Origin of the sequence: Candidatus Palauibacter sp. (assembly GCF_965261555.1) — a bacterium.
Classification (GTDB): Bacteria; Gemmatimonadota; Gemmatimonadetes; order Palauibacterales; family Palauibacteraceae; genus Palauibacter.
Map to the genome: position 1 here is coordinate 3,305,504 of NZ_OZ253465.1, position 11,658 is coordinate 3,317,161.

General features: G+C 69.3%; 11 protein-coding genes. 9 read left to right on the forward strand and 2 right to left on the reverse strand.

Going from position 1 to position 11,658, the window contains the following annotated elements; all coding sequences use genetic code 11:
• Nucleotides 1–39: 39 nt before the first annotated feature.
• The 3 genes from ACQY5G_RS14340 to ACQY5G_RS14350 all read left to right on the forward strand — a co-directional run bounded on the left by ACQY5G_RS14340 (nt 40) and on the right by ACQY5G_RS14350 (nt 3,142).
• On the forward strand, nt 40–1,701 hold the full coding sequence (locus ACQY5G_RS14340) for an N-acyl-D-amino-acid deacylase family protein (RefSeq protein WP_428278707.1): 1,662 nt from the start codon (nt 40–42) through the stop codon (nt 1,699–1,701).
• A gap of 131 nt (nt 1,702–1,832) precedes the next feature.
• The gene (locus ACQY5G_RS14345; protein ID WP_428275086.1) at nt 1,833–2,408 is read left to right on the forward strand and encodes a PadR family transcriptional regulator; all 576 of its coding nucleotides are present in this window, start codon (nt 1,833–1,835) and stop codon (nt 2,406–2,408) included.
• Complete coding sequence (locus ACQY5G_RS14350; protein ID WP_428275088.1) at nt 2,405–3,142, forward strand: hypothetical protein; 738 nt, start codon at nt 2,405–2,407, stop codon at nt 3,140–3,142. The genes ACQY5G_RS14345 and ACQY5G_RS14350 overlap by 4 nt, the downstream gene beginning before the upstream one ends.
• On the opposite strand, the gene ggt is transcribed toward ACQY5G_RS14350, so the two are convergent.
• Together ggt and ACQY5G_RS14360 are read right to left on the reverse strand one after the other, a co-directional pair.
• Nucleotides 3,139–4,881, reverse strand: coding sequence for a gamma-glutamyltransferase (gene ggt, locus ACQY5G_RS14355; RefSeq protein ID WP_428275090.1), 1,743 nt, complete (start codon nt 4,879–4,881; stop codon nt 3,139–3,141). The genes ACQY5G_RS14350 and ggt overlap by 4 nt on opposite strands.
• A gap of 101 nt (nt 4,882–4,982) precedes the next feature.
• Entirely contained in the window at nt 4,983–5,852 is an 870-nt protein-coding gene (locus tag ACQY5G_RS14360; RefSeq protein WP_428275092.1) for a cyclase family protein, read from the reverse strand.
• A gap of 88 nt (nt 5,853–5,940) precedes the next feature.
• Between ACQY5G_RS14360 and ACQY5G_RS14365 the strand changes: the two genes are divergently transcribed.
• The 6 genes from ACQY5G_RS14365 (at nt 5,941) to ACQY5G_RS14390 (ending at nt 11,557) form a co-directional block, all read left to right on the forward strand.
• Nucleotides 5,941–6,825: a DMT family transporter gene (locus tag ACQY5G_RS14365; protein ID WP_428275093.1), complete on the forward strand. Its 885-nt coding sequence runs from the start codon at nt 5,941–5,943 to the stop codon at nt 6,823–6,825.
• Between the two features lie 79 nt (nt 6,826–6,904).
• Nucleotides 6,905–7,486 (forward strand): RNA polymerase sigma factor, encoded by a 582-nt coding sequence (locus ACQY5G_RS14370; RefSeq protein WP_428275095.1) that lies wholly within the window; start codon nt 6,905–6,907, stop codon nt 7,484–7,486.
• Between the two features lie 8 nt (nt 7,487–7,494).
• Nucleotides 7,495–8,247 carry an anti-sigma factor family protein gene (locus tag ACQY5G_RS14375; protein ID WP_428275097.1) on the forward strand — a complete coding sequence of 251 codons (753 nt, stop codon included), beginning with the start codon at nt 7,495–7,497 and terminating at the stop codon, nt 8,245–8,247.
• The gene (locus ACQY5G_RS14380) at nt 8,247–9,110 is read left to right on the forward strand and encodes a DUF4097 family beta strand repeat-containing protein (RefSeq protein WP_428275099.1); all 864 of its coding nucleotides are present in this window, start codon (nt 8,247–8,249) and stop codon (nt 9,108–9,110) included. Before ACQY5G_RS14375 ends, ACQY5G_RS14380 begins: the two co-directional genes overlap by 1 nt.
• A 64-nt stretch (nt 9,111–9,174) precedes the next feature.
• Nucleotides 9,175–9,963 carry a DUF4097 family beta strand repeat-containing protein gene (locus ACQY5G_RS14385; RefSeq protein WP_428275101.1) on the forward strand — a complete coding sequence of 263 codons (789 nt, stop codon included), beginning with the start codon at nt 9,175–9,177 and terminating at the stop codon, nt 9,961–9,963.
• Between the two features lie 223 nt (nt 9,964–10,186).
• Nucleotides 10,187–11,557 carry an IS1380 family transposase gene (locus tag ACQY5G_RS14390; protein WP_428275103.1) on the forward strand — a complete coding sequence of 457 codons (1,371 nt, stop codon included), beginning with the start codon at nt 10,187–10,189 and terminating at the stop codon, nt 11,555–11,557.
• Nucleotides 11,558–11,658: the final 101 nt, after the last annotated feature.

Genomic DNA, 11,658 nt, shown 5'->3' on the forward strand with positions numbered 1-11,658 from the left:
GGATCATTCGTGATTCGACAGCTGTTGCGCGCGGCTCTGATGGCGACGGTCGTGGGGTGGGCCTGCTCGGCCCCGGCCCCCGACTACGACGTCCTCATCCGCGGGGGGATGATCTACGACGGGTCCGGCGACGCGCCGCGCACGGCGGACGTGGCGATCGCCGGCGACACGATCGCGGGCATCGGCGACTTCGCCCCGGCCTCCGCCCGGACGACGATCGACGCCGCCGGGCTCGCGGTGTCCCCCGGTTTCATCAACATGCTCTCGTGGGGGACCGAATCGCTCATCGTCGACGGCCGTTCGCTGAGCGACATCCGCCAGGGCGTCACGCTCGAGGTGTTCGGCGAGGGCAACTCCATGGGGCCGCTGAATCCGCAGATGAAGGCGGATATGCTCGCCCGCCAGGGCGACGTGCGCTTCGAGATTCCGTGGACTTCGCTCGGCGAGTACCTGGACCACCTCGTGGAACGCGGCGTCGCAACCAACGTGGCCTCGTACGTCGGGGCCACGACGGTGCGCGTGCACGAGATCGGCCACGAGGACCGCCCCCCGACGCCCGAGGAGCTCGGGCGGATGCAGGATCTGGTGCGGGACGCGATGCGCGAGGGCGCCGTCGGCGTCGGATCGTCGCTCATCTACGCACCCGCCTTTTACGCCGATACCGATGAACTCATCGCCCTCGCGAGCGCGGCCGGAGAGTTCGGCGGCGGCTACATCTCCCACCTGCGGAGCGAGGGGAACCGGCTCATCGAGTCCGTGGACGAGCTGATCACGATCGCCCGGGAAGCCGGCGTGCGGGCGGAGATCTACCATCTGAAGGCCGCCGGGAGCGAGAACTGGGCGAAGCTGGACGAGGTCATCGAGCGCGTGGAGCGAGCGCAGGCGGAAGGACTCGAGATCACGGCCGACATGTACACCTACACGGCCGGTTCGACCGGGCTCGATGCGGCGATGCCGCCGTGGATCCACGAGGGCGGGCACGCCGCGATGATCGAGCGGCTCCGCGACGCCGAAACCCGCGCGCGGATCGCGGCGGAGATGCGGACGCCCACGGACGAGTGGGAGAACCTGCTGCTCGCCGCCGGGTCCCCCGACCGCGCGCTCCTCGTCGGCTTCCGGCAGGATTCCCTCAAGTACCTGACGGGCCGGACGCTCGCCGACGTGGCGGAGTCCCGCGGCACGGGGATCGAGGAGACCGCGATGGACCTCGTCGTGCAGGACGACAGCCGCGTGGGGACAGTCTACTTCATGATGTCCGAGGACAACGTGCGGCGTCAGATCGCGATTCCGTGGGTGAGCTTCGGGTCCGACGCTGGATCGCTCGCCCCGGAGGAACCCTTCGTGCGCTCGAGCACGCACCCGCGCGCGTACGGCAACTTCGCGCGACTCCTCGGCCGGTACGTGCGCGACGAGGGCATCATCCCGCTGGAAGAGGCGGTTCGGAAACTCACGTCGCTGCCGGCCGCCAACCTCAGGCTGGAGGGGCGCGGGCGGCTCGCGCCCGGATATTTCGCCGACGTCGTGATCTTCGACCCCGCCACGATCGCGGATCACGCGACGTTCGAGGAGCCGCACCGGCTTGCGACGGGCGTGCGCGATGTGTTCGTGAACGGCGTGCAGGTCCTGGCGGAGGAGGAGCCGACGGGCGCCACGCCCGGGCGCGTGGTCCGGGGCCCGGGGTGGGAGGGCGCCTCCCGCTGACGTGCCCGACACGCGGGCGGCTCCGCGCGTCGTAAGGCGATCCCCGACCTTTCCGACGCAGTGTTGACGGGGTATGGCAGAGTTTATATAGTAAGTATATCGTTACTGATATAGCGTGTCCCGGGAAGCCCATGAGCCTCGATCACATCCTCCTCGGCCTGCTGCGGGAGCCCGCGAGCGGGTACGACCTGAAGGACGCCTTCAACGAGACCGTCGCGCACTTCTGGTCGGCCGAACTCAGCCAGATCTACCCCACCCTCAAGAGTCTCGAGGAGCGGGGCCTGCTGCGGAGCCGACTCGAACCCTCGCCGAGGGGACCGGACCGCCGCGTCTACACGCTGACCGGGGACGGGCGGGAGGAACTGCGCCGCTGGGTGCGCAGCGGACCCGTGGTCGGCACGGAACGGTTCGCCTACCTCGCCCAGCTCTACTTCATGAGCGCGACCGACGACCTGCGGGAGACGCGTGCCTTCATGGCTGAGCTGCGCGACCGTCTGGCGGGCCGGCTGGCGGAACTGCGGACGATCGAACGGAAGATCTTCGCCGCGCACGGCGATCAGCCGGACCGGTACAGCGACGACGGGTTTCACCGCTTCGCGACGCTGCGCATGGGCATCGATTCCATCGGTGCGAAGGTGACCTGGTGCGACCTCACGCTGGCGGCCATCGACCGGCGGCTCGCTTCCCCGCCGGAACCCGCGCCATGACCCCGCCGCTCGACGCTCTCCTCCGGATACACGTGGCGGCCGGCTTCCTGGGTCTCGCGGCGTTCTGGGTCCCGGTGTTCGCCCGCAAGGGCGGCCGGGCGCACGTACAGGCCGGCCGCGTCTACGTGTGGAGCGCCTATGTCGTGACGCTGTCGGCAGTTATCCTTGCGGCTGGACGGGTCGGGCTCCACCTGGGCGATGGGATCGGCGTGGCGGAGCGGCCCGACCTCTACGGCTTCCCGCTGTTCCTGGGATACCTCGGCGTGACGACGTTCGCGGCGGTGCGCCAGGCGATGCGGGCCGTCGGCACACGACGAGCGCCGGAAACGCTGCGGACGACCTTCCACGAAGTCCTCGCCTGGGCAGCCATCGCAGGCAGCGTCACCGTCATCGCGTTCGCGCTGGGGCTGTGGTCCAGCGTCTCGCCGATCCTGCTGGGGCTGAGTCCGATTGGCTTCCTGACCGGATCTCGCATGCTGCGCCTCATGCGGAACCCGGGGTTGGAGCGCATGGGCTGGTTCTACAGCCACATGGCGTCGATGCTCACGGGTGGCATCGCGTTCCACACCGCGTTCGCCGTGGTAGGGGCGCCGCGTCTGTTCGAGTACGACATCGCGGGACCGTTCGCCCTCATACCATGGCTTCTCCCGACGGTCATCGGAGCACCCACCATCGCCATTTGGACCCGGTACTACCGGCGGAAGTTCAACCCCGCCGCCCGCCGCGCGGGCTAGTTTCCGCGGGCGCCGCCGTCGAAGGCGCGGCTGTCGGAGGCGCCCCAGCGGAGACCCGTGTCCCAGTCGATGTAGATGCCCATCGCCTGTCCCTGTCCACTCCGGGTCCGCGTCAGGTGCCCCATGCCTTCGTAGAGACGCTTCGTGTCTGGCGAGAAACCCCACTCCTCGAACGAGGTCACGTCAGGCAGCCACTGGTGGTGGATGCGGGGCGACTCGATGGCCCGGCCGAACTGCGACCCGGTCATCCCGTGGTCGACGACGTTGAGCACGACCTGAAGCGTGGTGTTGATGATCGTCCGCCCCCCAGGACTCCCGATCGCGAGCACCGGCCGGCCGTCGCGCGCGACGATCGTCGGCGTCATGCTCGACAGCGGCTGCTTCTCCGGCGCCACGAGGTTGGGCGGCGTTCCGATCGTGCCGCGCGAGTTCGTGCGGCCCGGGACCGCGTTGAAGTCGCCCAGTTCGTTGTTCAACAGGAAACCCGCGCCCGGGACGACGATGCTCGACCCGTAGCCGAACTCGAGCGTGTAGGTGACCGCGACCGCGTTCCCATCGGAATCCACCACCGAGTAGTGGGTCGTCTCCTCGCTCTCCTGGAGGAAGGCCCCGTTGAAGGCCGCCGAATCGCTTCGGGAAGCGCTCTCCATATCGATGCTCGCCCGCAGGAGACCGGCGTATTCCTTGGACGTCAGACGGTCGATCGGCATCTCCGGATTGAACTTCGGGTCGCCGAGATGGAGCGCCCGATCCGCGTAGGAGCGCCGCATCGATTCGGTGAGCAGGTGCAGGTAGAGCGCCGAATTGTGTCCGATCTCCGCCAGGTCGTACCCCTCGAGGATGTTGAGCATCTCCACGAGCCCCGTACCGCCCGAACTCGGCGGCGGCATCGAATAGACGTCGTAGCCCCGGTACGTCCCGTGGACCGGGGTCAATTCGTCCGCCTCGTAGCGGGCCAGGTCCTCCTCCGTGATCAGGCCTCCGTGCTCGGCCATGAAGTCGGCGAGCAGCTTCGCCGTCGTGCCGCGGTAGAAGCCGTCGTGGCCGTCGCTCTGGATGCGGCGCAGCGTCTCGGCAAGGTCCGGCTGCCGGAAGGTCTCCCCCGGCTCGTACATGCGGACGCCGTCCTTGAGGAAGGCCTCGCGGGTCGCGTCATAGAGCGGCCCCGCCCTGCCGGGCAGGGAGCGGAGCCAGTTCTGCATCGCCCACGTGGAGGGCATGCCGTCCTCGGCCAGCCGGATCGCGGGCTCGACGAGATCCGCCCACGGCAGGCGGCCCAGGCGCTGGTGCGCCTTCCACATGCCGGCCACCGTGCCGGGCACGCCGACGGCGAGCAGGCCGATGTGGTTCGAGTTGTCCCGGACTTCGCCGTCCTCGCCCAGGTACATGCGCTCCGTCGCCGCGAGCGCCGCCTTCTCGCGGAAGTTGAACGTCGTCACTTCGCCGTCCGCTCCGTGATACACGAGGAAGCCGCCGCCGCCCACGTTTCCGGCCGAAGGCAGCGTCACGGCCAGGGCGAAGGCGGTGGCCACGGCCGCGTCGACCGCGTTTCCGCCCCGGTTCAGAATCTCATGGCCCGCTTCCGAGGCGAGGTAGTGGCTGCTTACGACCATGCCTCCGCGCGAGGGCGCCGCCATGCGGCCCGACTGGGCGGCGAGCGGCGCGAGGACGACCATGGCGATGGACACGCTCAGGGCGAGGGTCCGGACGGCGAACGCGAACGCGTGCTTCCTGGGCATCGAGACGTCTCCTCTGCGGGTTTCGCGGGCAGTGTCGCGCAATCGCGCGCAATGTCGGGTGACTGCCCGCGGTCGGAAAGAGCAACTGGAAGGGAGCATGGTCAATTGGAGGGCGGCACGATCGCGATGGCGCGCAGGGGGGCGCCCGACCCGCCCGAGATCTTCATCGGCAGGGCGATGACGGTGGCGCCGCGGGGCGGAAGGCGATCGAGGTTCGTGAGGTTCTCGAGACCCGGCGCATTCGCCGCGGCGACGATCTGGTGCACGATGAAGTCGGTGGAGGCCCCGTAGTCGATGGAAGCCACATCGGCTCCGAGGGCGGCGGCCCCGCGCTCTTCGACGAGGAGGCGCGCGGCGTCCTCGCCGTAACTCGGGAAGTGGAGCTGCGAGGCATCTCCGGGCGTGTCGTCGCCGAGGTACGAGAGGGCGTCGGGCCAGCGCGCGCTCCATCCCGTCCGGAGGAGAACGAGGCTCCCGGGCTCGATCCGGCCATGCTCCGCCTCGTGTGCCTCGACATCGGCCACGGTCAGTCGATAATCGGCATCCTCGGCCGCCTGTGCCGTGACATCGATCACGACCGCCGGACCGATGACCTTCTCGAGCGGGATCGATGCGACATCCGGCCCTCCCTCGAGGAAATGGATGGGGGCATCGATGTGGGTGCCGCCGTGCTCGGCCGTCGCCAGCGAGTAGGCGGAGTAGAAGTAGCCCCCCTCGGTCTCGCCGAAGGCCAGTTCTTCCAGCGCGAACCCTGCCGTGTCCGTCGGCCAGTAGACCGTCTCGTCGCCGAAGGCGTGGCTGAGGTCGACGAGCCTGTAGCCCTCCAGATCGAGCGGTCCCGGAGCTTCGCCGCCCAGGTGTGCCGAGGCGGCCGACCTTTCGCCGGGTGTCTCCACCCACACCGAACAGGCCGCCGCCACGCACCCGATGAGGGCCGCTGCCGCCGCGCGCGAAAGCTCCGAGATCGCCATGTTTCTCCTCCCTTCCCTCCTGTGCCGTACGGGACGTCGCCCGAAACCTGAAAGTGGCGACTCGCGGTTGGCGAAGCGAGATTCGCCCATGCGCAGGATCACTCGGGGCCTCCTCATCGTCTTCCTTGCCTCCCTCGGCTACGGGGCCCTGCCGATCTTCGCCAAGCTCGCGCTCGCCGCGGGAGTCGAAGTGCTACCGCTGCTCGCCTGGCGCTTCCTGCTCGGGAGCGGGTTGCTGTGGATCTTCGTGGTCGCCACCGGGCGGCCCCGGCCCCCGCACGGACGACGGACCGGTCTCGTCCTCCTCGGTCTCCTGTACGCGTTCAACTCGGTGTGCTACATGCTCGGGCTCGACCGTCTGCCGGCTTCGGTCGCGACGCTTGTTCTGTTCAGCTATCCGGCGATGACCGTGCTCCTGTCGCGGCTCTGGGTCGGCGAACGGCTGACTCTGCGTCGCATCGCCGCCCTGGTGCTCACGACCATCGGGTGCGCGCTGACCGTTGGGACCGGACTCGGAGGGGGCGATCCGTTGGGCGTCGGACTCATCATGCTCGCGGTCGTGTTCCTGGCAGCGTGGATCGTGCGAAGTCACCGCGTCTTTGCCGGGCTGCCGCCCATCTCCGCGACGGCCACGGCGCTCACGTCCACGGCGGTAGCGATCTCGGTCACCGGGCTGGCCACGGGGGGAATCGGCGTGCCGCTCGCGCCCGGCCCGCTGCTCCTCCTGGGCGCGATCGGCCTCTTCTCGACCGCCATCCCGATCACGGCCTTCCTCATCGGAATCCAGTGGATCGGCCCGGCCAGGGCGGCGACCGCCGCGACCATGGAGCCCGCCGTGACGCTCGCGCTCGCCGCCGCCGTGCTCGGCGACCGCCTCTCCGCCGGGCAGTGGCTCGGCGCCGCGCTCATCCTCGCCGGGGTCATCTCGCTGCGGCTGGAGCCCCGGGCGTCCATCGCCGATGGCCACCCGTGACGCAGGCGTCCGTGGCGGTGCTCCAACCTTCCGGACGCAGGGCGCGTCTCAAGATCGAAACAGGAACGCGGACCAGGACGTGATCGAACCGAACGGAAAATCCCGGGAGCACGGGCCGGACGCGCGGGCGGAGAGGCAGCTTTCCGCCGGCGTCGCGGCGGACGTGCGGGCGGCGACGTTCGGGGATCAGGAGGCGTTCGAGCGCATCTACCGCGCCCACGTGTCGCGTGTCCATGGACTCGCGTGCCGAATGGCCGGGAGCGAGCGGGCGGATGAACTCACGCAGGACGTCTTCGTTCGGGCGTGGGAGAAGCTCGGGACGTTCCGCGGGGAATCGGCCTTCAGTTCGTGGCTGTACCGGTTGGCGGTGAACCTCCTGTGCAGCCGGCTGCGAGCGCTGAAGGTGCAGAGGGAACGGGAGATGGCGAACGAGATTCCCCTGGCGTTGGCCCGGGCGCGCCGAGACAGCATCGAGATCCGTCTCGACTTCGAGGTTGCGCTCGAACGGCTCCCGGATGGGGCACGCGAGGTCTTCGTCCTGCACGACGTCGAGGGTTACAAGCACCGCGAGATCGCGGAGATGATGGAGATCACGCCCGGGACTTCGAAGTCCCAACTGCACCGGGCACGGATGATTCTGAGACGGCACCTGGACAGGTAGGTGAGCCGATGACAGACCGAGAACAGCGGAAGGATCGCTTTCGGGACCGTCTTTCCGAGTACATCGACGGCAACCTCGGCGTCGAGGAGGAGGTCCTGATCGAGCGGCACCTGGAGCGCTGCGAGGACTCCGCCCGAACGCTCGCGGAGCTCGAGGCCGTGGTGGACCGGGCCGCGAGCCTCGGGCCGCGCGAACCGGCCGAGGATCTCTGGCCCGGCATCGCGGAGCGGATCGGCGCCCGCGCCGCCGGTCCCGCGGGCGCGGCGCCCGACCCCTCCGATGCGCCGACCCGGCGCCGCACGCCCGCCCGCGGCATCACGCGTTTCGCGCCGCAACTCGCGGCCGGCATCGCGCTGGTGTGGCTCTCCGGCGCCCTCGTGTGGACGGCCGTGGCGCGGGACGACGCCGGGGGGAACCCGGGCAGCGTGGGCGCCTCACCGGGGCTCGGCGCTACGTCGCTCCTGCCCCCGGCCGGGCGAAGCGTATCGACGTTGGAGGACGGGGGATCGAGCGCCGAGGAATACGCCCGCCTGATCGCCGAACTCGAACGCGTGCTGTTCGACTCGGAGCGGCCGCTGCCGCCGGAGACCGTGGCGCGTATCCGCCGCGCTCTCGTGACGATCGACCGGGCCATCGAGGACGCGCGGGCCGCGCTGCTCGAGCTGCCCGATGACCCCTACATCCAGGAACACATGGAGAACACAATGCGGCGCAAGTCGGAGTTCCTTGCCCAGGCCGTGCAGCTCGCGGCGACAGATTGATGGCCCCGGCGACGATGTTCCTGGCGGTCCTCGCAGCGACGAGCCCCGGCGCGCGCGACACGACGTTCGTGGTACCCGAGGGCGCGCGTATCGAGATCGAACACCGCGACGGAGATATCCGCGTGATGGGCGCGGACAGCCGCGAGGCGCGGATCGTGCTCGACGACGATGACGGCAGGATTCGCGTGCAGTCCTCGGGTGGCACGATTCGGCTCGGCACGAACCGGGGCGGCGACGGCGCGGACTTGCTCATCTGGCTTCCGGAGGACGTCGAGGTGAGCGTGGCCGGACACGAGGGCGACATCACGGTTGCGGGCATCGTTCGCGGCGCCGTGACCGTGAGAACGGCCGATGGAGATGTGGAGATCGATGGAGCCGGCAGCGTCAGCGTCGCCACGCTGGACGGCGCCGTGACGATCTCGAACGCCGGGACCGCGACGGTCAGCGTGACGGACGGCGACGTGTGGCTCGACCAGGTCGCCGGGAGCATCAGCGTAAGCGGGATCGACGCCGACGTCGTCGTCACGAACACCGACACGCGCGCCATCGCGGTCACGGTGGTGGACGGCGACGTGTGGTACGACGGCGCCGTTCAGGCGGACGGCAGCTACTCGCTCAGCACCCACGACGGCGATGTCACGTTCGCCGTCCCGGAGAGCGCCGGCGCCAGCATCTCCGTGTCCACCTTCGATGGAGAACTCGTCCCGTCGTTCCCCATCCAATTCCGCGGAGGCCGTCTGCGGGGCGGCGAGTTCACGGTCGGGGACGGATCCGCCGCCGTGACGCTGAAGTCGTTCGACGGAGACATCCTCCTCATCCGGCCGGGGGAGCGCACCCCGGATCTGGACGAGGAGCGCGAATAGGGAATCACCACCGTACTTGCGGGCCGGCCGAAGGCAGGCTCGCGAACACTGAATCAGGAGCGAAATGATGCGGAATTCAGTCCGATACCTCGCCGCCGGAGCGGCCTTCCTGCTCACCGGGGCAACGACGGGGGCACAGGCCCAGGATTTCGAATGGCAGGGGTCCGTGGATCGCGGAGACGCGGTCACGATCCGGGGCGTAAACGGCTCCATCACGGCGAGCGCCGCGAGCGGCAGCCAGGTACAGGTGCGGGCCACCAAGGAATGGGATGATGACGATCCGGATTCGGTCCGCATCGAGGTCGTCGAGGACTCGCGCGGCGTCCTGATCTGCGCCGTCTACCCGTCGAGGCGCGGCCGGGACCCGAACCGGTGCGGGCGTGGAGACGACTACGAGATGAGCGTCAGCAACAACGACGTGCAGGTGCACTTCACGGTCGAGGTTCCGGCCGGCGTCGAACTGGAGGCCCGGACCGTGAACGGAGGGATCGAGGCGCGCGGGATCTCCGACGAGGTGGAAGCGCGGACCGTGAACGGCGCGGTCGCGGTCGAAGCCAACGGACCGGTGTCCGCGGAGACCGTGAACGGAGCCATCGAGGCGCGGCTGGGAAGCGAGCCTTCCGAGGACCTTCGCTTCAAGACGGTAAACGGCGGGATCCGGCTCGTGCTCCCGAACGGGACCGACGCCGATATCGACATCCGGACGGTCAACGGCTCCATCGATACCGATTTTCCGCTCACCATCCGCGGGCGTTGGGGCCCCAGATCCGCCTCCGGCGAGATCGGCGCGGGAGGACCGGAAATCGAGCTCAGCACGGTGAACGGGAGCATCGCTCTCGTCCGCGGCGGCTGAAAAAAAGCAAGGGCCGCTCCGAAGAGCGGCCCTTGAGCCGACAGCACGCTGCCGGCGGGTATCTTCACATAAGATAGCCTGAGGCGGGTCCGAAGGCGAAGCCTGAACGGTGAGTCGCTTCTCCCTAACCCGGATTTCTCACAGGATGGAGTAGGCACCGGCCTCCAGTAGTCGCTAATTTGTTATTCCCCAATAACATGGCGGCTACAAAAAAGGAGGACCGGTGCCGACACAGCGTAAGCCCGTATCGTTCGCTTTTCAAGGCTTCCGGGGCCGTAAAGTCACGGCCGCGTTCAACGGCGGCACGATCACCTCCCACGCCGGAACGCTGCTGCTCCGGGAGATCGGGCGCGCGGACAGCCTGTTCGACCGGTTCGCGGCCTGCTTCACCGACCACCGCGATCCGGCGCGCACCGAGCACTCCGTCTCCACGCTGGTGGCCCAGCGCATCGTGGCCCTGGCCCTCGGCTTCGAGGACCTCAACGATCACGACCACCTGCGCCACGATCCCGTGCTGGGCCTTCTCGGCGACAAGACCGGAGCCACCCGGAAGGACTGCGCCGCCCTGGCCGGCAAGAGCACGCTCAACCGGCTCGAACACGCGCCCGAGGGTGAGCCGGGCCGGTACCACAGGATCGGCCACGACCCGGAGGCGATGCAGGCCCTGCTCACCGATCTGTTCATCGAGTCGAAGGCCGGACCGCCCCCCTCGCGCCTCGTCCTCGACATCGACTGCACCGACGACCGGACGCACGGCCGCCAGGAAGGCCGCTTCTTCCACGGCTATTACGGCCACTACTGCTTCCTCCCCCTCTACATCTTCTGCGGCCACCACCCGCTCGCCGCCGTGCTCCGCCCCGGCAACACCGACCCGGCCCGCGGTGCCGTCGAAGCACTCGAGCGCATCGTCACGCAGCTGAGGCGGCGCTGGCCCGACGTCGAACTGCTCGTCCGCGCCGACTCCGCCTATGCCCGCGAAGAACTCATGGCCTTCTGCGAAGCGCGCGACATCCACTACGTCCTCGGCGTCGCGAAGAACGACCGGCTCCGCCGACGGATCGCGCCGGAACTCCTCGCCGCCAAGGTCGAGTCCGAGGGCCGCCGCCGTCCGGTGCGCCTCTACGCCGAGTTCGACCACGCCACCCGAACCAGCTGGTCCCGCTTCCGCCGCGTCATCGCCAAGTGCGAGCACATCCCCGGCAAGTCCAACCCCCGCTTCGTCGTCACCTCGCTCCCGGAGACGATCGCCCCCAAAACCGTCTACGAACGCATCTACTGCCCCAGGGGCAACGCCGAGAACGCCATCAAGGAGCAGCAACTCGACCTGTTCGCCGGACGCACCTCCGCCACCCCCATGGCCGCCAACCAGCTCAGGCTCGTCTTCTCCGCCCTCGCCTCGGTCCTCATGATCCGGCTCCGGGCCGCCCTCGCCCACACGCGCCTCGCCCGAGCCACCGCCGGCTCCCTCCGCCTCAAGCTCCTCGGGATCGGCGCCCGCGTCTCCGTCTCCGTCCGCCGCGTCGCCGTCGCCATGGACGCGAACCACCCCTTCACCGCCGAGTTCGCGCGCGTCCACGCCAGCTTCCCCACGTAGCGCCGACCCGACCCTGCGGTCTCACCAGAAGCCTCCCGGCCTCCCCCGGCCCGGGCACCGGTGTCTCCAGGCGCCACGGATCCGGCTCCGGTGCGCTCTCA